The following is a 20,009-nucleotide window of genomic DNA, read 5'->3' as shown; positions in this document are numbered from 1 at the left end:
ACCGATACTCTCAAAATTGCTGTGATATAAAAATATGAATTTCAATCGCTGTTGTTATTTACTACTTATTTTCGCAGCGTTAGGCTGCATTTTCACCTCGCATCCCTTTGTTATATGGTTTTTGCTCGCCAACATACTGACGTTGGCAATGTACGGTGCGGATAAAATGGCAGCGCGCAGGGCCTGGCGCCGAGTGCCGGAGTCCACTTTGCTGCTGTTTGGCGTTATTGGCGGGTGGGGGGGCGCGATAGCCGCTCAACAACTCTTTCGCCATAAAACACAAAAACAGCCATTCAAAACCTACTTCATTATCAGTGTGATAGTGAATGTGTCTGTCATCGGAGCGGCCTATCATTTCTATCCCATTTCATCCTGGTGAACGTCAGTGACAGGCAGCCTGCTTACTTGAGACAGGAAACGTACTTTTCACCTGAGCGCTGCACGATGTCATCGGCATTTTTCGTTATGTCTTTCCCTTCAAACGCGCCATAGAGTTGCTTAAATTTCACCGTACTCAGGCGGTGGGTAATGTCGCTGACCGTTGCGGCTGGCAATGGCAACATATTGGGGTAGCTCCACATAAAGGAGACGGCATGCGCCCCAGGGGTGACCTGAACGATATCGCCGGAAAGCACCACGCCTTCATCTCGCGCCCAGTGCAGAACGCAGCCGCCAGCAAAGTGTCCGCCGAGGCGTATCACACTGACGTCGCGTGTCAGTTCCAGGGTGTCGCCATCCCAAAATTTAATCCATGGGCTGTCGCGCATTACCCACTTGCGGTCATTGGCATGGAGATAAATGGGAGCGTTAAATTCGTCAGCCCAGTCTTGCATGGTGGTGTAGTAATGAGGATGCGAAATCGCGATGGCCTTAAGCCCGCCCAGGGACGTTATTAGCATTTTTGTGGCGTCGTCGAGCGTGGCAATGCAGTCCCATAAAATATTGCCTTCCGGAGTACGCAGAATAAACGCCCGTTGATCAATTGCAAAACCAGGAACGGTGCGGATGCTGAGGAGGTCGCTGTCATGTTGCCGCCACTTATTTGTGTGCGAAGCACAAAGTGCGGCAAAATCGACCCATTCCTGCCCGGTCGCGGGGACATACTGACGTTCGTCCTGGCAGATATCGCAATGTTCAGGAAGGGCGTCTGCCACCTCATAGGATGTTCCACAGGCTTTGCATAACGTGATCATCGTGTCTTCCTCTATTGAAAAAACACAGTCAGCATGGCACACCGATACGCAAGGGTGTGCCCTTTAGTGCTCTACACGATAAGCCAGGAATGGTGGGCGTGGGTCGTTGTGGCCCAACCAGCAGAAAGCAGGAATAATGTCTACACCGTCCCTGTCGAGGGTCATTTCCGGCGAAAAAATGAGGATAATGTTTGGAAAATAGTCTGTTCAACTCCTGGCTCAGCCGTTGGGGACTTACTCCTGATGGCCAACCGCTTGAGACGCACACATCACAGCTTTTGCCCGTGGTGACCAAAGATGGTCAGAAAGCCATACTCAAACTCACCGACGATGACAGTGAACGAAACGGCTGCGAACTAATGGTCTGGTGGAACGGGAATGGTGCTGCGAAAGTGCTTGCTCATGCAGCAGGGGCGATTCTGTTAGAACGTGCAACAGGGGCGGGGTCTTTAGCGGACATGTCCTGGTCCGGCAATGATGCGCAGGCCTGTCGCATTATTTGCCATGCAGCCAGTCGACTCCATCTCCCCCGGAATGCGTCAACGCCTGCGTTAACACCGCTACTTTATTGGTTTCGCGATCTGGCTCCTGCCGCGAAAAAGCATGGCGGCATCCTGACGCATTGTGCAGAGGTGGCAAACGTATTGCTCTCCTCTCCCCAGAATGAAGTCGTATTGCACGGTGACTTACACCACGGCAATATTCTTGATTTCGGAACGAAAGGATGGCTGGCTATCGATCCTAAAGGGCTGGTGGGCGAGCGTGGCTTTGATTACGCCAATATTTTTACTAATCCCGATCTTGCCGATCCCACCAAACCTGTCGCCATTGAGCCAGAAAGATTCGCACAACGGGTAAATATTGTGTCTGAAATCGCGAGGATTGAACGGCAGCGTTTGCTGATGTGGATTATTGCCTGGTGTGGGTTGTCGTCTGCCTGGTTTCTGCAAGAAGGAGACTGCGCCACGATACCCCTGCGCATCGCAGAGTTAGCGAGCGCGGAACTCGCTTTTGGGGGTAATCAATTTTGATCTACGACACTGGGCTGGTAATTCTTTAGAGTTATCATTAGCCTGGTAAATGTTTTATTAATCAATCAGTGAACGGCGGTGTAGTGTGTTTTTTAGCGCAAATTTGACAGGCTGTGAGCAATGAACGCATTGTTTTTATTATTAAAAAAGCGCCCGAACATTATTTTGTTGATGGTCTTACTCATCGGGGCAAACATCGTGGCGTGGCTGTGGGCTTTCACCGCGTTTAGCAACAACACGTCGTTACTGGCGCTTAGTCTGATCGCATGGTGCTATGGTTTGCGCCATGCTGTTGATGCCGATCATATCGCCGCGATAGATAGCGCTACGCGCAAACTTATGCAGCAGAAAAAACGCGCCCTGACGACGGGAGCCTGGTTTTCCCTGGGGCATTCCACCATTGTGGTACTGGCAAGCATTGGCATTGCGTTGACCACCAGCGTGTTTAAGCAACACATGGCATGGTTTCAGAATGTCGGCGGTCTGATAGGTACCACGGTCTCTGCCGTATTTCTGCTGATTCTGGCTACCATTAATCTCGTTATTTTCTGTCATGTCTGGAAGGCTTTTCGTCATCTAAAACGCACCGGTACTTACGATGGCACCACAGAGGATATGACAGTTTCAGGCCCGCTGAACTGGCTTTTCCGCTCGGCGTTTCGGCTGGTAGGCAAAGACTGGCATATGTATTTTGTCGGCTTTTTGTTTGGCCTGGGTTTTGATACCGCTACTGAAATTTCTCTGCTCGGAATTTCTGCTTCAAGCGCGTCCAGTGGCATGTCGGTGTGGTCAATTCTCGTGTTCCCGGCGCTGTTTACCTGCGGCATGGCGCTGATTGACTGCCTTGACAGTATCCTGATGGTTGAGGCCTACGGATGGGCATTCAATAAGCCGCAGCGTAAGCTCTATTACAATATGACCATCACCGGGACCTCGGTAATTGTTGCGCTATTTATTGGCGGGCTGGAGGCGCTGGGGCTTCTCTCTGACGCATTTTCGCTCCAGGGAGGTTTGTGGGATACCGTCAGCGAGTTGAGTGACCATATGGGGAATGTCGGGTTTGCGATTATTGGCGTCTTTATCGGCTGCTGGATTATTTCTGCAGTAAATTACCGTTGGAAAAAATACGACGGGCTGACGTTTAGTTAACACAAAAGAAAGCCTTCCGTGAAAGGGAAGGCTCGGATCTTACTTGAGGGCTGACTAATTCGCGGTGATGATACACACCATCTTCATCACCCAAATCTGGGTGATATTATAAGTGACGGTGTAACGTATAATGGTCGGCCCGATGGGATTACATTTGAGGTTCATCGTCCCAGGCGTGCGGTGCGAACAGATAACCTTTGTTGCGCACCGTTTTGATTCGATAGGGTTCAGTCGCGTTATCGAGCAGTTTTTTGCGTAACCGGGAAATCGCGACATCAACGCTGCGATCCATGCCGTCATAACTTACGCCGCGCAGGTTCTTCAGCAGCGCATCGCGGTCCATAATTTGCCCGGCATGGGTTGCCAGCTCCCACAGTAATTCAAAATCTGCGGTGGAAAGAGAGACTTGCTCGCCGCCGAGCAGCACGGAACGATTGGTTGGGTCGATAGTGAGTGTGCCAAAGCGCAGCGTCGTGTGCGGCGTGATGGTTGCCGCCTGAATGCCTTTAGACTGGACTGAATGTTCATTCTGGCGCAGATGCAGACGCAGGCGAGCAAGCAGCACTGCTGGCGGCGTTGTCTTCAGAATATAGTCACAGGCACCCATTTCCAGCGCCAGGATATGGTTCATATCGCTGTCCAGCGAGGTGAGCAGGACAATTGGACCCTGCCAGCGTCCGCGCAAATCGCGGCAGATAGTCATCCCATCTTTGCCCGGCAGCATGATATCTAATAACACCAAATCGGGTTGAACTTGCAGGATTTTCTCCTCGGCCAAATCACCTCGAGGCTCAACGATAACCTCAATATCATGCCGGGCCAGATAGGCTGCAATCAGCGAGCCAACTTCGGGATCATCTTCAACAAATACGATGGTGTTCATATCATTCATTTTGAATATAAAACGCCAACATACACCGCCCCGGTTTTTCCTTCCATTAATCTTTTCTAAACAAGAACGCTTCCGTTATGCTAGGGGCTGATGTTATTGATGTGTTAAGGCAGAGTGATGGGACTCGTTATAAAAGCGGCGCTCGGTGCGCTGGTGGTGGTGTTAATTGGTGTGCTGGCGAAAACAAAGAACTACTATATTGCCGGATTAATTCCGTTGTTCCCGACCTTTGCGTTGATTGCCCACTATATCGTGGCCAGTGAACGTGGGATCGAAGCGTTACGTACAACCATTGTCTTCAGCATGTGGTCGATTATTCCCTATTTTGTTTACCTCGTTTCGCTGTGGTATTTCACTGGATTTATGCGCTTACCCGTTGCGCTCGGCGGTTCAGTGGTGTGCTGGGGCCTGAGCGCGTGGTTGCTTATTTTTTGTTGGATTAAACTGCACTAACGCAGATGACGCCCGCCATCAAGGGCAAAACTACGCCCGGTGACAAAACAGCTGGTCAACAGATAGTCAATTAAATCAATGACCTCTTTTTCACCCGGCGCTGTTTTCATCAGTGATTTGTTCAATGCCTGCTGACGATACTCTGCATCGTCACCCTCGTTAAACAGGATTAGCGAGGGGGCAATCGCGTTCACTTTTACTTCCGGTGCCAGTTTGCGCGCGAACGAGCGGGTCATGTTGTCCAGCGCCGCTTTGCTGGCTGCATAAGCGATGTGCTTATCGCTGCCACGCTCTACAACATAATCCGTAAAATGGATAATATCGCTGGCCGCGTGTCCATGCCCGCGCAGCAATCCTTCCAGCGCGTGGTTGAGCAGGTAGGGGGTATTGACGTGAATCTGCATCATGGCCGACAGTACTTCGGTTAACGGCGCACCGGGCTTTTCTGCAAGCCAGGCACTGGCATTATGCACAATACCTCGCAGGCCATCCGTCTGTGCTTTGACCTCATCCGCAAAGGCCAGTACGCCTTCATCGGTGGAAAAATCAGCCTGGATACACAGCACGCCCGCATCTCGCAGGCCATCAATAGCCGGATAATGCGTGCGGTAGCTAACGATAACTGGCTGTTTTTGATTAATAAAGTGCCATGCGACGGCGAGGCCGATACGTCGACCTCCTCCGGTGATAAGAATTGGCAAAGGGGGTTTTTTACCCATCGTAATCTCCATGTGTCGCGAACGATGGGGACAATGTTACCCCATCAACATCCAGGTCGCCGGAACAGCAGCAACTAGCAGCAGGCCGATCAGCGCCATTTCCTGGCGTTTTAATACGTTTTCATGCGCGTGTGTTTTACGGGCATAAAGGAAGACCAGCAGCCCTGGCGCATACAGCACCACAGACAGCAGCAGGTGCATCGGACCTGACGCATACAATAACCATATGCCATAAATACTCGCTCCGATACCGACAGCCTTATGAATTGGACGAGTGGCAATTTTCAGCAGAAATGCGCCGACCAGTAAATAGGGCACCAGAATCATTTCTGAGGCGATGGTTAATAACGTATTGTAGTCGGAACCTGTGAGCCAGATCAGCACCAGGCAAATCTGTACGCAGATATTGGTCAGCCACAGCGACGCCGATGGCGCGCCTTGCGCGTTCTGCCGCGCAAAAATGCGTGGAAACGCTTTGTGCGTGGAGGCGAGGAACGGCACTTCCGCCGCCATAATCGTCCAGCTTAAATAAGCACCGCACACGGAGACAATCAGACCTGCGGCAATAATAATCTCACCCCATGGCCCCATCATTTTCACCATCAGACCGGCCATTGACGGGTTGCGGATCTCCGCCAGTTCGGGACGTGCGACAACGCCCAGAGACAGCAGGGTGACAAGCAGATAAACGCCCAGCGCGGCGAGTACCGCCAGCAGCGTAGCGCGTCCGACATCGCGTTTGTTTCTGGCACGAGCTGAAACCACCACCGCGCCTTCCACACCGATGAAAACCCACAGGGTGATGAGCATGGTGTTTTTTACCTGCTCCCAGACGGGAACGCCCAACGCTACGCCGGTAAAATCGAGGGTAAAGGTGTCGAGCTTAAACAGCATAAACGCCAGCACGATAAATAGACCAAGCGGCAGTAATTTCGCCAGCGTCGCCACCAGGTTAATACTGGCTGCCGTTTGCACACCACGCAGCACCAGAAAATGGACCACCCACAACAGCACCGATGCGCCAACAATCGACTGCCAGGTATTACCATCGCCAAACAGACGTAACTCCGGCGTGTCGGTAAAGAAGCTGAGCGCAGAGAAAACGATCACCAGATACGAAACGTTAGCGATAACAGCACACAGCCAGTATCCCCACGCGGAGCAGAAGCCAATCAGCTCACCGAAACCTTCACGTGCATAGGTAAATATGCCGCCATCCAGTTCAGGACGGATACGCGTCAGAATCAGCATGGCAAAGGCGAGCAAAAGGATACCCGCACCGGTAATCGCCCAACCAATCAGTAATGCAGCCGGGCTTGCTACCGCCGCCATATTTTGTGGCAGGCTGAAAACACCAGCGCCGAGCATTGAGCTTAAAACCAGCGCGGTGAGTGCGCTCAGACCCAATTTCTTTTCCATTTGTATCCAGTGACAAAAACGAGAGTGAGAGAATAATTATTTTGGCAAACCGCATAAAAATGGTGAAAGCCACTAAGGCGCGGGATTTTACGGAGAGAAGAGAACGCATGCAATGGGGATAGAGAGATTTGTGACTAATAGTGTGAAAAGTAGTCTTAATACTGCTGTTTTTGTTTCGCCCGAGGGGAGGATGGCGGGAAATTATCAGGTCTACAAGGCTGTAGACCTGATAAGGTACTGAGTATTACTTATACAGGTCAGCGCTGATGGTCATGTTATTACCACGTTCAGACCACTGGCGGGTGATGTGATAATACTTAGCGCCTTTCTTCGCTGCGCGTTTGGCAACCTGGTAAGAGATTTCAGTCATGTTGCCATAGTTACCGGTGAACTTGATGCTGTCGAACGGCACCATCATAGCGGCGGTTGCTTTGTTCAGTTCTTCAACTTTGGTTCCATCCGGCAGCGTGACAGTGTAACGCCCACCTTTGGTGGATTGCGTTTCGAAGAAACGACCGACTTCAGCGCTCGGAGACGCGGTAGTCGCAACGCCTGGGATCTCAACTTTCTTCGCGGCTTCGCCACCGGCGGCTAATGCGGCACGTCCGGCATCTGAATCTGCTGGGATCGCATCAGGGCTTTGTACTACGCGTTTTTTCGCATCAGCTTTATAGATGAATGCGGTAATACGCTGGTTGCCACCCTGGTTGGCATCGACCTGGCGCACGATGTAGAAGGAGTAAGCGCCTTTCTCTTTCGCTGCTTTGGTGATGGCATCGTTCACTTCAGGCTGGCTGCGGTAGAAACCCTGCACCGTAACGGTATCGAATGGTTCTATCAGAACGGCCTGATCTTTCGGTAATTCCATCACGCCGTTAATGACACGGTTTTTGGACGCTTCCGCTTTTTCAGCATCGGCTTTATAGATGTCGGCTACAACGCGCCAGTTACCGCCGCTGCCAAAATCTGAGGTATCAACAACATAAAAGGAGGCTGCACCGTCTTTATCTGCACGGCGTGATACGGCGGTCACCGCGTCACCGATAGCATTAAAACGACCGGTAACCACAATGCGGTCATAGGGTTTCAGGGCAGCCGCTTGCTCCGGCGTCAATTCTGTCGCTGCATTTACAGAAAAAGCAGTCGCAGAAATAAGTGCGGACGCCAGGAGAGTGTTCTTAAGCTTCATAAAAATAATCCTTCGCCTTGCGCAAACCAGGTACTGGTATTGTTATTGACTAGAAACGTCGCTGATTATTGCATTTAAATTGTGTCAGTGTCTGCGTCATTTTTCACTCATCGTGCCACGTGACGTAACAACACAGATAACATTTTGTGATATGTCGAAAATTTCGGCGTTTGGCGACCAAAACTGATAAAGCAGTTGAATTTCATAAGTTAATTTAATGTTAATCAATTGTTTTTGGCAGGCACGTAATCATGTTTTGCCGCTTCGCTTGAGCGAATTATCGGCCTTTGTGGGCTATTTTTAGGGTATTTTATCTGCCAGCGGTTCGATTCATCTCTATTTCGCAAATTTCATAATAAATACTGTTTTTTGGCGCTAGATCACAGGCGTCATTTTCAGTAGGTTATACAGAGTTTGTTACTGTTTTATTTTATTGGGGTAACACTGACCTCTTTCGAGAGTGCGCGCATGCCTCGTGCGAACATTGATAAACCATCATCACAAATACAGATGGAAGGGAACATTATGCGAATTGGCATACCAAGAGAACGGTTAACCAATGAAACCCGCGTCGCAGCTACGCCGAAGACGGTTGAGCAGCTGCTTAAGTTGGGTTTCAGCGTCGCGGTTGAAAGCGGTGCAGGTCAACTGGCAAGTTTTGACGATAAGGCGTTTGTACAAGCAGGCGCAGAAATTGTTGACGGAAATGCCGTCTGGCAGTCAGAGATCATCCTGAAGGTCAACGCGCCGGAAGAGGCGGAAATCCCGTTGCTCAACCCGGGCACGACGCTGGTGAGTTTTCTTTGGCCCGCGCAAAACCCTGAGCTGTTGCAGAAGCTGGCAGAGCGCAACGTGACGGTTATGGCGATGGACTCCGTGCCGCGTATTTCGCGCGCGCAGTCGCTTGATGCCTTAAGCTCGATGGCGAATATCGCCGGGTATCGTGCCATTGTTGAAGCCGCTCATGAATTTGGCCGCTTCTTCACCGGCCAGATCACCGCCGCGGGCAAGGTTCCACCTGCTAAGGTCATGGTGATTGGTGCGGGTGTGGCAGGTCTGGCTGCTATCGGTGCGGCAAACAGCCTGGGCGCTATCGTTCGTGCTTTTGACACCCGTCCGGAAGTGAAAGAACAAGTTCAGAGTATGGGCGCTGAGTTCCTCGAACTGGACTTTAAAGAAGAGGCCGGCAGCGGCGACGGTTACGCCAAGGTGATGTCCGAAGCGTTCATCAAAGCCGAAATGGCGCTCTTCGCCGCGCAGGCGAAAGACGTTGATATTATCGTTACCACCGCGTTGATTCCGGGCAAACCGGCACCGAAACTGATCACCCGCGAAATGGTCGATTCGATGAAGGCGGGCAGCGTGATTGTCGATCTCGCCGCGCAAAACGGCGGTAACTGCGAATACACCGTGCCTAACCAGGTGACCACCACCGAGAACGGGGTGAAGGTTATTGGTTATACCGATCTGCCAGGCCGACTGCCGACGCAGTCTTCCCAGCTTTATGGCACGAACCTCGTTAACCTGCTCAAGCTGTTGTGCAAAGAGAAAGACGGCAATATCACCGTCGATTTTGACGACGTAGTCGTACGTGGCGTTACGGTGGTTCGCGAGGGTGAAATCACCTGGCCTGCGCCGCCTATCCAGGTTTCTGCTCAGCCGCAGGCTGCGCCAAAAGCCGCGCCCGCGCCGAAAGAAGAGAAAAAACCGGCCTCACCGTGGCGCAAATATGCGTTGATGGCACTGGTCGTCATACTGTTTGGCTGGCTTGCTGATGTCGCGCCGAAAGAGTTCCTGGGGCACTTTACGGTGTTTGCGCTTTCCTGTGTAGTGGGTTACTACGTGGTCTGGAATGTGTCGCACGCACTACACACTCCGCTGATGTCCGTGACGAACGCTATCTCCGGGATCATCGTTGTCGGGGCGTTATTGCAAATTGGCCAGGGTGGCTGGGTGAGTTTCCTGAGCTTTATCGCGGTGCTTATTGCCAGCATTAATATTTTCGGTGGCTTCACCGTGACTCAGCGCATGCTGAAAATGTTCCGGAAAAACTAAGGGGTAACATATGTCTGGAGGATTAGTTACAGCTGCATACATTGTTGCCGCGATCCTGTTTATTTTCAGCCTGGCGGGGCTTTCGAAACACGAAACCTCTCAACAGGGTAACAACTACGGTATCGCCGGGATGGCGATTGCGCTGATTGCCACGATTTTTGGCCCGGAGACCGGCAACGTTGCGTGGATCCTGGTGGCGATGATCATCGGCGGCGCGATTGGTATTCGTCTGGCGAAGAAAGTCGAGATGACCGAGATGCCGGAGCTGGTGGCGATTCTGCACAGCTTCGTCGGTCTGGCGGCGGTACTGGTGGGTTTCAACAGCTACCTGTATCACGACACGGGCCTGGAACCGATTCTGGTGAACATTCACCTGACGGAAGTGTTCCTTGGTATCTTCATCGGTGCGGTGACCTTTACCGGTTCCGTGGTGGCGTTTGGCAAACTGCGCGGTAAGATCTCCTCTAAACCGCTGATGCTGCCGAATCGTCACAAAATGAACCTGGCGGCGCTGGTTGTTTCTTTCCTGTTGCTGGTGGTGTTTGTTCGTACCGAAAGCGTGGGTCTGCAGGTTCTGGCGCTGCTGGTGATGACCATTATTGCGTTAGCCTTTGGCTGGCATCTGGTGGCGTCCATCGGCGGTGCGGATATGCCGGTCGTCGTTTCAATGCTTAACTCCTATTCAGGATGGGCGGCGGCGGCGGCGGGCTTTATGCTCAGCAACGATCTGCTGATCGTCACCGGTGCGCTGGTCGGTTCTTCCGGTGCGATCCTGTCTTACATCATGTGTAAGGCGATGAACCGTTCGTTTATCAGCGTGATTGCCGGTGGCTTTGGTTCTGACGGTTCTTCTACGGGGTCTGATGAAGAAGTCGGTGAGCATCGTGAGATTAATGCGGAAGACACGGCAGAAATGCTGAAGAATTCGCACTCCGTGATAATTACCCCGGGCTATGGCATGGCCGTGGCACAGGCGCAATATCCGGTTGCTGAAATCACCGAGAAACTGCGCGCGCGCGGCATCAAGGTACGTTTCGGTATTCACCCGGTAGCAGGGCGCTTGCCAGGTCATATGAACGTGCTGCTGGCGGAAGCCAAAGTACCCTATGACATCGTGCTGGAAATGGATGAAATCAATGATGATTTCGCCGATACCGATACCGTGCTGGTGATTGGCGCCAACGATACGGTAAACCCGGCGGCGCAGGACGATCCGCGTAGCCCAATCGCCGGTATGCCAGTGCTGGAAGTATGGAAAGCGCAGAACGTTATCGTGTTCAAACGCTCTATGAACACCGGCTATGCTGGCGTGCAGAACCCGCTGTTCTTTAAAGAAAACACCCATATGCTGTTTGGCGATGCCAAAGCCAGCGTGGATGCGATCCTGAAAGCGCTGTAATCGTCAGCGCAAACCAAGACGGCCTCTGCGGAGGCCGTTTTTTTAATACTCCGCTATTCATGATTACCACTCATAAACCCATACGGTTTTAACCGTCTAATCACCGTAAAACGCCGTGTATATACTGCTTCCTGACTTTTTAGAACATAACAGGGCGCTATGCGTACACGTAAACATGCCTCACCGGCGGCTATAGCAAGCCAGACTGGTCTTACTTTTATTCTGATCCTCAGTGGCCTGATGGCCTTTGCCTCGCTTTCCACCGACATTTATCTTCCGGCAATGCCGACAATGGCAGAGGATTTATATGGCAATGTAGAACTGACGATCACCGGTTTTTTGGTAGGTTTCGCCATTGCGCAATTGATTTGGGGGCCGATAAGCGATCATCTGGGACGGCGTAAACCGCTGTTAATTGGCATGGTGCTTTTTATCATCGGCTCCGCAGGATGTGCGATGTCCACGAGTATTACGCAAATTGTTTTCTGGCGAGTTTTTCAGGCGCTTGGGGCCTGTACCGGACCTATGCTGGCGCGAGCGATGATCCGCGATCTCTTTGCACGTACTCGCGCGGCGCAAATGCTTTCAACTCTGGTGCTGGTCATGGCGATTGCGCCAATAGCAGGACCGTTGATTGGCGGACAAATTATTCGCCTGAGCACCTGGCATTCTGTTTTTTGGCTGCTGGCGGTGATAGGGGCGCTGATGTTTATCTCCTTAAACTGGCTGCCGGAAACATTGCCGGAAGAGAAACGGGTGAAAGCTTCTTTAGCTGGCGCATTTCGTAATTATCGTTCGTTATTCGCCAATGGACGTTTTATGCGCTACACCCTGAGCCTGACGTGTTATTACGTTGCCGCGTATGCGTTTATTACCGGTTCGCCGTTTGTTTATATTAGCTATTATCATGTTGAACCACAGCATTACGGCTGGCTGTTTGCGCTCAATATTGTCGGAGTCATGGTCATGAGCGTAGTAAACCGTCGTCTGGTGCAACGGCATTCTCTGGAGCAACTGCTAAAGTATGCGACGATGCTGGCAGCGCTGGCTGCAGTGGCGCTTGCAGTGCTGGTTAAGCTGGAGTCTGGTGGCGTTGAAGCCATTATCATCACCGTTTTTCTGTTTTTCTCAATGAATGGCATTATTGCTGCTACTTCAACCGCTGCCGCGCTGGACGCGGTACCGAGCATCGCCGGTTCAGCCTCCGCGCTGATTGGCGCGTTACAATACGGTAGCGGCATTATCTCGTCATTGCTGCTGGCCGCCTTCAGCGACGGAACGCCATGGACTATGGCCTGGATAATTGCGTTATTTACGTTGTGTAGCGCCGTTCTGGCGCTACGTGCTACGCGCTAAACGATAAAAATGCCCGCAATGGCGGGGCGAATTCACTCTTTATTGAGATCGCTCAGCAACACGGCAATGCTTTGACCGCCGTTGGTTTGCTCAAGCGCGATTTTCACGATGATGGTCAGCGGTACAGAAAGCAGCATCCCGACAGGCCCCAGTAACCAGCCCCAGAAGATTAACGACAGAAACACCACCAGCGTAGACAACCCAAGTCCACGTCCCATGATCCGCGGTTCGAGGATATTCCCGAACACCAGGTTAATGACCAGATAACCTGCGAAAACCACCAGGGCGTCATAAAGGCCGCTAAATACCAGCACCTGAGCAATAGGGGGAATGGCGGCCAGCACCGAACCGATATTAGGAATATAGTTGAGCGCAAACGCCAGCAGTCCCCAGACAAAAGCGAAACGCACGTCGAGTGCGGCGAGCATGCCCCAGGCCACCAGCCCGGTCACAATGCTGATCGCCGTTTTGAGCACCAGATAGTGGGAAACGCTGTCGATGGCGCGTTGAATCGCCGCCATTCCCTCAATGGGACGGCTCATCATTTGTTTGAGTTTGTTGGGTAACTGCGGTACTTCCAGCAGCATAAAAACCACCGTCAACAGCAGTAAAAATATCGAAGACATGGCATTAGACAACTGCGCCAGTAAATTGGTCACCAGCGTCATTGCCGCGTTCGGGTCGATATATTTGACGAGTTCATCCACGGAAACGCCGATCCCTACGCGCTGTAACCACGGCTCAAGGTTTTTGAGTGGGATAACCAGTGAAGAGCGATACTGCGGCAGCGTTCGCGCAAGCTCATTTAAGGATGTACCTAAATACGCTAATAGCAACACCATTAGCATCACAATAATAACAATGAGCAATGATACCGCTATTACGCGCGGTATGCGAAGTTTGACCATCCGCTGCACCACGGGGTTAAGCACGACGGCAATAAATAACGCCAGAATAAATGGGACGATGATATCTGCGGCAACGCGGATGCCGCTCAGGATGATAACCAGCATGCCCAGCATAATGACTATTTTTAGGCCGTTAAGCGTGATGATCGGTTTCGCCATGTGTATTCCTGCATTTTTCATTTTTGAATCTGAATAATAATGTGATTTGCGTCGAGCCGTTATAACAAAAATCAAATGGGGCAGGTAAAGAAGTGAAAAGACTTTGAGTTCGCATTGAAGCTATGGTACAAATCATCTGTGTTTAACTACCGAGGACAATTATCATCCGCGATGATGAGAAGCAACACTGCGGATAATTGTAATATTATGGACAATATGTTCAGGATGTTTTTGCGTTTACCTTCACTTCTTCGTACCTCCTCCACTTTCTTGCTTGCGGGTGAGCAACACTGGCGCAACGCGCTTTAGTCCCTTCTTCTGCCTGAGCTGGCGCTGTGCGCTGAGCTAACTAATTTTATTTTTTGGTTTACTGCATGCAGTAGGCCCAAAGGACTATATTCTCAAGCAGGAGAAGCATTATGTTTTACTGGATATTATTAGGTCTGGCCATCGCGGCTGAAATTACTGGTACGCTGTCAATGAAATGGGCAAGTGTCGGTCATGGTAATTCGGGCTTTATTTTAATGCTGGTAATGATTGCCTTATCGTATATTTTTCTCAGTTTTGCCGTTAAAAAAATTGCCCTTGGTGTGGCCTATGCCTTATGGGAAGGTATCGGTATTTTATTTATTACGCTGTTCAGCGTGCTGTTATTTGACGAAACCTTGTCCACGATGAAGGTGGCTGGACTGGTCTCGCTGGTGTTAGGTATTGTGCTGATTAAATCCGGTACACGAAAACCGACAAAGGCGGGCAGAGAGGTGAGCCATGCAGCAGTTTGAGTGGGTTCACGGCGCATGGCTTGGCATAGCCATTGTGCTCGAAATCGTCGCTAACGTCTTTTTGAAATTTTCAGATGGGTTTCGCCGCAAGACTTATGGCGTGCTGTCGCTGGTAGCCGTGTTAGCGGCCTTTAGCGCGCTGTCCCAGGCGGTAAAAGGTATCGACCTTTCTGTTGCCTACGCCTTGTGGGGCGGCTTCGGGATTGCCGCGACGTTAGCGGCAGGTTGGGTATTGTTTGGTCAGCGCCTGAATCATAAAGGTTGGATCGGTGTGGCGCTGCTGCTTGCCGGAATGGTAATGATTAAACTTGCCTGATCTCAGTGCTGCCCGTTACTACGGGCAGCATAGGTTATTCCTTCGCCAACTCATCCAGCTTATCGCGAAAACCGGTCACGGATATGGCGCGATTATCGGCCCGCCAGCGATCTTTCGCCGCCGGAGCGGAGCTTTGTACGCCAATCAACTGCCAGCCAGTATCTGTCTTCAACATTAATGGTGAACCGCTGTCGCCCGGGAGTGTGTCGCACTGATGCGACAAGACGGTATTCTGTGCCCAACCGGTCACCACGCAATCCTGATGCGTGTACAAATCATCGAGATGATCTTCCGGGTAGCCCGACTGCGTAACTTTACGATCTGCGGTTTTCAGCGCCGCGGTTAATGCCGCTTTATCACCTTCAAATAATGGCAGCGGTGTGATGCCAGAAGGTGGGTAACGCAGCACCACCAGACCAAAATCCCACGGGGCAGCGGAAGACGGCACAATCCAGCCATCGCCATCGGCTTTTAAACGTTTTCCGAGCGAGGGATCTACCCGTCCTTCAATGCCGTGGATCTCGTAGCGCCAGACACCCTTTTTCGACACGAAGCGTAATGCCACGGCTTTATCCGGCTTGCCTTTCGGGGGGGTGAGTAAGCAGTGTCCGGCAGTCAGTGCCAGACGTGGTGATATGAGCGTGGCGGTACACAGGTTACCGCTGGCGGTTTCCAGTTGCCCGATAGCGTCCCAAGGAGATTGCGTTGGGTCAGTCACTTTTATGCGATCGTCATGACCAAAAAACAGCGTTTTTACGTTTTCAGCTTCAGCGCTGGCCGTTGCAGGCTGGTCCGCATGCGCAACGACAGGAAGTAAACAAATTGAACCCAGTAACACAGCAATGGTTTTATGCATATCACACTCTGGTGGGGAATTATGATTTTTAACAGCAAACCCTCAGTTAATACTATAGACGGGACGGCGGGAAAGTGGGAGTAAAATCAGATAACTACACTCAGGAAAGATAAAAATGCATGGCAATGAGGGCGCAAATTATCAGGGTAATAAGAATGAACTCAAAGCGATAATGTGACACCATTTTACCCTCCAAAAGGCGGCGCTAAATCAGGTCGATTTAGCGCCGTATGCTATGGCGTGGGGGACGCCATAGTAACTACAAATGTGTTATGCAGCTGGCTGAGCAGCGGGTTTAGCGGTGTCGTGTTTTACGGCTTTTTTGGTGTGTTTTTTAGCTGCCTGAGCTTTCTGCTCTGGTGCTTTTTGTTCTGCAGCGGGTTTGGTCGCTGCTTTTTTGGTGTGTTTTTTAGCAGCCTGAGCTTTCTGCTCTGGCGCTTTCTGTTCTACAGCCGGTTTTGTGGTGGATTTTTTAGCGTGTTTCTTGGCAGCCTGCGCTTTCTGCGGCGCTGCTTTGTGCTGTTTTTTATGATGAGTGGTTTTTGCCGGAGCTGCTTTGGTGGTTGCAGCAGCAGCCGGAGCGGTGGTAGCAGTTGTTTCAGCAGCAAATGCAGCAGAAGACAGACCCATAGCAGCGGCAACAACCAGAGCTAATACTTTTTTCATTCTCATACCCTCGATTTGGTTTTTCATTCAACCCCACTGCGGGGCCGTTGAAATAACTATATCGCTGTAATCACAGGGCTTCCGTGAGTCATTGGTTTCGGCGTGTAACGATATGTACAATGACTCACGGTATGAGATTACAAATAGCGGGCTTCCAGGTGAGCGCGGAAATAACGGCTGCTGAGCGGCTCTCCGGTGGCCTGGGTAATAAGCTGTTCAGTGGTAAAACGGCTGCCATGCTGCCAGATATTCTGACGTAACCAGTCAAACAGGGCACCAAACTCACCTTGCGCAATAGACTGCTCTAAATCAGGCAATGCGCGGTTAGCGGCACTGAATAACTGCGCCGCATACATGGCGCCTAAAGTATAGGAAGGGAAGTAGCCAAAGCCGCCATCGGTCCAGTGAATATCCTGCATACAACCGTTACGATAGTTACCGATGGTTGACAGCCCCAGCCAGGACTGCATTTTCTCATTCCACAATGCCGGGATATCATCTACTTCAATATCGCCATTAATGAGCGCGCGTTCGATTTCATAACGCAGGATAACGTGAGCAGGATAGCTCACCTCGTCGGCATCAACACGGATAAAACCGGGTTTAACCTGCTGGTTCCAGGCGATGAAATTGCTTTCTTCAAACGCAGCCTGATCGCCAAAGTGGCGCGTCACAGCAGGAATTAACCGCGTCAGAAATGCTTTACTGCGCCCCAGTTGCATCTCAAAGAACAGACTCTGGGACTCATGAATAGCGGTTGAGCGTGCCAGTGCGATAGGTTGCCCTGACCAACTGTGCGGCAGATTTTGCTCGTAGCGGGCGTGACCGGTTTCATGGATCACGCCAAACAGCGCGCTAAGTAATTCGTTTTCATCATAGCGGGTGGTGATACGCACATCTTCAGGTACGCCACCACAGAAGGGGTGCGCACTGATATCCAGTCGACCAGCCGTAAAATCGAATCCCAACTGCGCCATCGTTTCAAGGCCCAACTCTCGCTGGATTGCGGTTGGGAAAGGCCCAACCGGGGCGATGAGCGACTGCTGAGACTGCTTTGCCACCACCTTGTTGAGCAGATCCGGTAACCAGCTCTTAACGTCTGCAAACAAGACATCCAATTGGGCACTGGTCATCCCTGGTTCGAATATGTCCAGTAGCGCGTCATACGGCGAACAGCCTGTGGCTTCGGCACGCAGCCGGGCTTCTTCACGACTGTGCTTCACGACCTCTTTCAGGTTTTCGGAAAATCCCTCCCAGTCATTGGCTGGTCGCTGGCTGCGCCAGGCATGCTCACAGCGGCTACCCGCGAGTGATTTCGCTTCTACCAACGATTCAGGTAGTAAGGATGCCTGATGATGCAGTCGCGACATTTCGCGCAGGTTGGCTTGCTCAACATCGTTAAGGTCTTCCTGTTGGGCTGCGGCGATCCACGTTGCCACCTTCGGGTCGGTTAACAACTGGTGCTCAAGCACGCTCAGCTCGGCCAGTGCTTCGCCGCGAGCTTTGCTGCCGCCAGATGGCATCATGGTAAACATGTCCCAACTGGCGATTGCCGAGAGGTGGGAGAAGCGAGAGAGCCGCTGGAACGTGCGGGTGAGCTGATGGTAATTATCATTGTTACTCATTTTTTGTTCTCGTTCTGTTTAGGTGTGATGAGAAGTTTACCGTGATTCATTCACTTTTCATAAACACACCTTTGTACGCGACTCTGCGTAACAGCTTTTTATAGCGAAAAGCCAGTAGCACGATAAAACAGAGGGCATAAATAATGGGGAGCGGTGATAACACTTTTACCGACCACAGATAATGCAGCGGAAGCAAAACGGCCGCCAGGTAGACGTAGTTGTGCAACGTTTGCCAGCGTTTGCCCATTTTACGTTGCGCGGCTTGCGTGGAGGTCAGCGTCAGCAGGAATAAGATTATCCAACCAGTCATGCCCAACGTTAACCATGGGCGTGAAACCAGTTCACGTCCCAATAATCCCAGATTTTGTATACCCAACTCCAGCAGCGCATAGCTGGTCATATGCAGCGTGGCCCATGCAAAACACCATAAACCTAATAATCGACGGGTGCGATACAACAACGGCTGCTTTGCGTAGCGGGCAAGCGGTGACACCAGCAGGGTAGCAAGCAGAAACTTCAGCGCGGTGATGCCCGTAAAGTGTTGGATATCTTTACCCGGGTCGGCCCCCAACTCACCACGCTGTGCGGCCCAGAAGAGCCATAGCAGGGGTAATAAACCGGCGAGATGCAGCAGTACTTTCAGGCCGGTTATCTGTTTTGCGGTTAACCTCACTTAAAAATACTCCCGTAGATCCATGCCCTGATATAAAGAAGCCACCTCATCGGCATAACCATTAAAAGGCAACGTGGGCTGTCGCTGCACATCGAGAATGCCACCCGAACCGATAAAACGCTCTGTGGCCTGAGACCAGCGGGGGTGATCGACTTGCGGATTGACATTGGCGTAAAAACCGTATTCGTTAGGTGCCGACATATTCCAGGTCGTCGGCGGCTGTTCACGCGTCAGCTTAATACTGACTATCGATTTAATGCCCTTGAAGCCGTACTTCCAGGGTACGGTCAGGCGTATTGGCGCTCCGTTTTGCGGCGGCAACGCTTTGCCATACACGCCCACGGTCAGAAGGGTAAGCGGGTGCATGGCCTCGTCCAGACGTAAACCTTCAACATAGGGATACTTCAACCCGCCACCAATGAAGCGATCTTTCTGGCCGGGCATTTCATCAGGCGCGTAGCGTGTTTCAAAGGCGACGTATTTGGCATGGCTGGTGGGTTCAACCAGCGCCAATAATTTATGCAAAGGAAAGCCGACCCACGGTACAACCATCGACCACGCCTCAACGCAGCGCATCCGGTAAATACGCTCTTCTAATGGAAAACGAGTCGTCAGCGCATAATGATCCAACGTTAAAGGTTTGTTCACTTCACCGCTGATGGTTAACGTCCAGGGATCGGTTTTCAGGCTACCGGCATTCGCGGCAGGATCGGCTTTATCCAGACCAAATTCGTAGAAATTGTTGTAGCCCGTTACCTTGTCTTCCGGCGTCAAAGGCAGATTGTTTTGCCAGACCTCTGGTTTTGTGAACTCGAGCGGTTTGCCCGCTGGTGCAGACGGGCGATCGTTGCCTTTAAACCAATTCAGCAGACCGGCCTGTGTCGGGGAAGAGAACGAAGCCGCCGCCGCACCTATCCCAAGAGCTTTGAGGATCTGTCGTCGTTGCATAAAAAAAACGGACTCGGCGGTAACATCAGCTTCCCGAAGTGGATGTTTTTTCTGCATAACTTTTCCTTTTTATTTTCATGTTAAGGAAAACAAATCGACGTTTCCCTGTTGATGCCTGACCTATCTATAACGTCATACTGGACGCATGCGTATCCCTGATTCCTCACGAAAAGTTAAAAATTTTGTGATAACTTCCGCCCCTTGCCTGAGGTAAGCTTTCA

The 20,009-nt window shown here is 51.4% G+C and carries 20 protein-coding genes; 9 read left to right on the top strand and 11 right to left on the bottom strand.

Annotation, left to right across the window (positions count from 1 at the left end):
- The first annotated feature begins 34 nt into the window (after positions 1–34).
- Positions 35–379, top strand: a complete 345-nt coding sequence (locus HV352_RS11925; RefSeq protein ID WP_104652092.1) for a DUF1294 domain-containing protein — start codon at positions 35–37, stop codon at positions 377–379.
- A gap of 22 nt (positions 380–401) precedes the next feature.
- Here HV352_RS11925 and HV352_RS11920 read toward each other — a convergent pair whose 3' ends face one another.
- Positions 402–1,193, bottom strand: coding sequence for an MBL fold metallo-hydrolase (locus HV352_RS11920; RefSeq protein ID WP_065554468.1), 792 nt, complete (start codon positions 1,191–1,193; stop codon positions 402–404).
- 191 nt (positions 1,194–1,384) lie between these two features.
- On the opposite strand from HV352_RS11920, the gene HV352_RS11915 reads away from it, so the two are divergent.
- Both HV352_RS11915 and HV352_RS11910 read left to right on the top strand, forming a co-directional pair.
- Entirely contained in the window at positions 1,385–2,224 is an 840-nt protein-coding gene (locus tag HV352_RS11915; RefSeq protein ID WP_047417565.1) for an aminoglycoside phosphotransferase family protein, read from the top strand.
- A gap of 120 nt (positions 2,225–2,344) precedes the next feature.
- Complete coding sequence (locus tag HV352_RS11910) at positions 2,345–3,373, top strand: HoxN/HupN/NixA family nickel/cobalt transporter (protein WP_101700679.1); 1,029 nt, start codon at positions 2,345–2,347, stop codon at positions 3,371–3,373.
- Positions 3,374–3,521: 148 nt separating this feature from the next.
- Here HV352_RS11910 and rstA read toward each other — a convergent pair whose 3' ends face one another.
- Entirely contained in the window at positions 3,522–4,265 is a 744-nt protein-coding gene (gene rstA, locus HV352_RS11905; protein WP_016153025.1) for a two-component system response regulator RstA, read from the bottom strand.
- 117 nt (positions 4,266–4,382) lie between these two features.
- Here rstA and HV352_RS11900 point away from each other — a divergent pair, with 117 nt between their 5' ends.
- The gene (locus HV352_RS11900) at positions 4,383–4,718 is read left to right on the top strand and encodes a GlpM family protein (protein ID WP_016153026.1); all 336 of its coding nucleotides are present in this window, start codon (positions 4,383–4,385) and stop codon (positions 4,716–4,718) included.
- On the opposite strand, the gene folM is transcribed toward HV352_RS11900, so the two are convergent.
- The 3 genes from folM to ydgH all read right to left on the bottom strand — a co-directional run bounded on the left by folM (position 4,715) and on the right by ydgH (position 8,045).
- Positions 4,715–5,437, bottom strand: coding sequence for a dihydromonapterin reductase (gene folM / locus HV352_RS11895; RefSeq protein WP_049041460.1), 723 nt, complete (start codon positions 5,435–5,437; stop codon positions 4,715–4,717). The two genes, HV352_RS11900 and folM, sit on opposite strands and share 4 nt — an antisense overlap.
- Before the next feature lie 36 nt (positions 5,438–5,473).
- Positions 5,474–6,856: an amino acid permease gene (locus HV352_RS11890; protein ID WP_016153028.1), complete on the bottom strand. Its 1,383-nt coding sequence runs from the start codon at positions 6,854–6,856 to the stop codon at positions 5,474–5,476.
- Positions 6,857–7,100: 244 nt separating this feature from the next.
- Positions 7,101–8,045 (bottom strand): DUF1471 family protein YdgH, encoded by a 945-nt coding sequence (gene ydgH / locus HV352_RS11885; protein ID WP_016156455.1) that lies wholly within the window; start codon positions 8,043–8,045, stop codon positions 7,101–7,103.
- A 525-nt stretch (positions 8,046–8,570) separates the two neighbouring features.
- On the opposite strand from ydgH, the gene pntA reads away from it, so the two are divergent.
- The 3 genes from pntA to HV352_RS11870 all read left to right on the top strand — a co-directional run bounded on the left by pntA (position 8,571) and on the right by HV352_RS11870 (position 12,855).
- Positions 8,571–10,100 carry a Re/Si-specific NAD(P)(+) transhydrogenase subunit alpha gene (gene pntA / locus HV352_RS11880; RefSeq protein WP_029139532.1) on the top strand — a complete coding sequence of 510 codons (1,530 nt, stop codon included), beginning with the start codon at positions 8,571–8,573 and terminating at the stop codon, positions 10,098–10,100.
- Between the two features lie 10 nt (positions 10,101–10,110).
- The gene (gene pntB / locus HV352_RS11875) at positions 10,111–11,499 is read left to right on the top strand and encodes a Re/Si-specific NAD(P)(+) transhydrogenase subunit beta (RefSeq protein ID WP_016153031.1); all 1,389 of its coding nucleotides are present in this window, start codon (positions 10,111–10,113) and stop codon (positions 11,497–11,499) included.
- A gap of 159 nt (positions 11,500–11,658) precedes the next feature.
- The gene (locus HV352_RS11870) at positions 11,659–12,855 is read left to right on the top strand and encodes a multidrug effflux MFS transporter (RefSeq protein WP_172860438.1); all 1,197 of its coding nucleotides are present in this window, start codon (positions 11,659–11,661) and stop codon (positions 12,853–12,855) included.
- 32 nt (positions 12,856–12,887) lie between these two features.
- Here the strand turns inward: HV352_RS11870 and HV352_RS11865 are convergent, their stop codons facing one another.
- Positions 12,888–13,922, bottom strand: a complete 1,035-nt coding sequence (locus tag HV352_RS11865) for an AI-2E family transporter (protein ID WP_065554464.1) — start codon at positions 13,920–13,922, stop codon at positions 12,888–12,890.
- 416 nt (positions 13,923–14,338) lie between these two features.
- Here HV352_RS11865 and mdtJ point away from each other — a divergent pair, with 416 nt between their 5' ends.
- On the top strand, positions 14,339–14,704 hold the full coding sequence (gene mdtJ / locus HV352_RS11860) for a multidrug/spermidine efflux SMR transporter subunit MdtJ (RefSeq protein ID WP_161623250.1): 366 nt from the start codon (positions 14,339–14,341) through the stop codon (positions 14,702–14,704).
- Complete coding sequence (gene mdtI, locus HV352_RS11855; RefSeq protein WP_065554463.1) at positions 14,691–15,020, top strand: multidrug/spermidine efflux SMR transporter subunit MdtI; 330 nt, start codon at positions 14,691–14,693, stop codon at positions 15,018–15,020. The genes mdtJ and mdtI overlap by 14 nt, the downstream gene beginning before the upstream one ends.
- Positions 15,021–15,054: 34 nt before the next feature.
- Here mdtI and HV352_RS11850 read toward each other — a convergent pair whose 3' ends face one another.
- The 5 genes from HV352_RS11850 to msrP form a co-directional block, all read right to left on the bottom strand.
- Positions 15,055–15,876: a serine protease gene (locus HV352_RS11850; protein WP_104651635.1), complete on the bottom strand. Its 822-nt coding sequence runs from the start codon at positions 15,874–15,876 to the stop codon at positions 15,055–15,057.
- A 270-nt stretch (positions 15,877–16,146) separates the two neighbouring features.
- Positions 16,147–16,542, bottom strand: coding sequence for an acid resistance repetitive basic protein Asr (gene asr / locus HV352_RS11845; RefSeq protein ID WP_003028934.1), 396 nt, complete (start codon positions 16,540–16,542; stop codon positions 16,147–16,149).
- A gap of 137 nt (positions 16,543–16,679) precedes the next feature.
- Positions 16,680–18,167, bottom strand: a complete 1,488-nt coding sequence (locus tag HV352_RS11840; protein WP_095715962.1) for a carboxypeptidase M32 — start codon at positions 18,165–18,167, stop codon at positions 16,680–16,682.
- Between the two features lie 46 nt (positions 18,168–18,213).
- Complete coding sequence (msrQ, locus tag HV352_RS11835) at positions 18,214–18,840, bottom strand: protein-methionine-sulfoxide reductase heme-binding subunit MsrQ (protein ID WP_181635463.1); 627 nt, start codon at positions 18,838–18,840, stop codon at positions 18,214–18,216.
- Positions 18,841–19,845: a protein-methionine-sulfoxide reductase catalytic subunit MsrP gene (gene msrP, locus HV352_RS11830; protein WP_181635462.1), complete on the bottom strand. Its 1,005-nt coding sequence runs from the start codon at positions 19,843–19,845 to the stop codon at positions 18,841–18,843.
- Positions 19,846–20,009: the final 164 nt, after the last annotated feature.

Source organism: Citrobacter sp. RHBSTW-01044, assembly GCF_013781945.1.
Taxonomy (GTDB): Bacteria; Pseudomonadota; Gammaproteobacteria; order Enterobacterales; family Enterobacteriaceae; genus Citrobacter; species Citrobacter braakii.
This window is presented reverse-complemented; position numbering and strand designations above follow the sequence as displayed.

Bases quoted from the DNA above. Each gene is read 5' to 3' on its own strand.
- pntB (WP_016153031.1), top strand. From the start codon at position 10,111: ATGTCTGGAGGATTAGTTACAGCTGCATACATTGTTGCCGCGATCCTG.
- rstA (WP_016153025.1), bottom strand. From the start codon at position 4,265: ATGAATGATATGAACACCATCGTATTTGTTGAAGATGATCCCGAAGTT.
- asr (WP_003028934.1), bottom strand. From the start codon at position 16,542: ATGAAAAAAGTATTAGCTCTGGTTGTTGCCGCTGCTATGGGTCTGTCT.
- HV352_RS11890 (WP_016153028.1), bottom strand. From the start codon at position 6,856: ATGGAAAAGAAATTGGGTCTGAGCGCACTCACCGCGCTGGTTTTAAGC.
- HV352_RS11840 (WP_095715962.1), bottom strand. From the start codon at position 18,167: ATGAGTAACAATGATAATTACCATCAGCTCACCCGCACGTTCCAGCGG.
- HV352_RS11910 (WP_101700679.1), top strand. From the start codon at position 2,345: ATGAACGCATTGTTTTTATTATTAAAAAAGCGCCCGAACATTATTTTG.
- ydgH (WP_016156455.1), bottom strand. From the start codon at position 8,045: ATGAAGCTTAAGAACACTCTCCTGGCGTCCGCACTTATTTCTGCGACT.
- folM (WP_049041460.1), bottom strand. From the start codon at position 5,437: ATGGGTAAAAAACCCCCTTTGCCAATTCTTATCACCGGAGGAGGTCGA.
- HV352_RS11870 (WP_172860438.1), top strand. From the start codon at position 11,659: ATGCGTACACGTAAACATGCCTCACCGGCGGCTATAGCAAGCCAGACT.
- mdtI (WP_065554463.1), top strand. From the start codon at position 14,691: ATGCAGCAGTTTGAGTGGGTTCACGGCGCATGGCTTGGCATAGCCATT.
- HV352_RS11900 (WP_016153026.1), top strand. From the start codon at position 4,383: ATGGGACTCGTTATAAAAGCGGCGCTCGGTGCGCTGGTGGTGGTGTTA.
- HV352_RS11850 (WP_104651635.1), bottom strand. From the start codon at position 15,876: ATGCATAAAACCATTGCTGTGTTACTGGGTTCAATTTGTTTACTTCCT.
- pntA (WP_029139532.1), top strand. From the start codon at position 8,571: ATGCGAATTGGCATACCAAGAGAACGGTTAACCAATGAAACCCGCGTC.
- HV352_RS11865 (WP_065554464.1), bottom strand. From the start codon at position 13,922: ATGGCGAAACCGATCATCACGCTTAACGGCCTAAAAATAGTCATTATG.
- msrP (WP_181635462.1), bottom strand. From the start codon at position 19,845: ATGCAGAAAAAACATCCACTTCGGGAAGCTGATGTTACCGCCGAGTCC.
- HV352_RS11925 (WP_104652092.1), top strand. From the start codon at position 35: ATGAATTTCAATCGCTGTTGTTATTTACTACTTATTTTCGCAGCGTTA.
- HV352_RS11920 (WP_065554468.1), bottom strand. From the start codon at position 1,193: ATGATCACGTTATGCAAAGCCTGTGGAACATCCTATGAGGTGGCAGAC.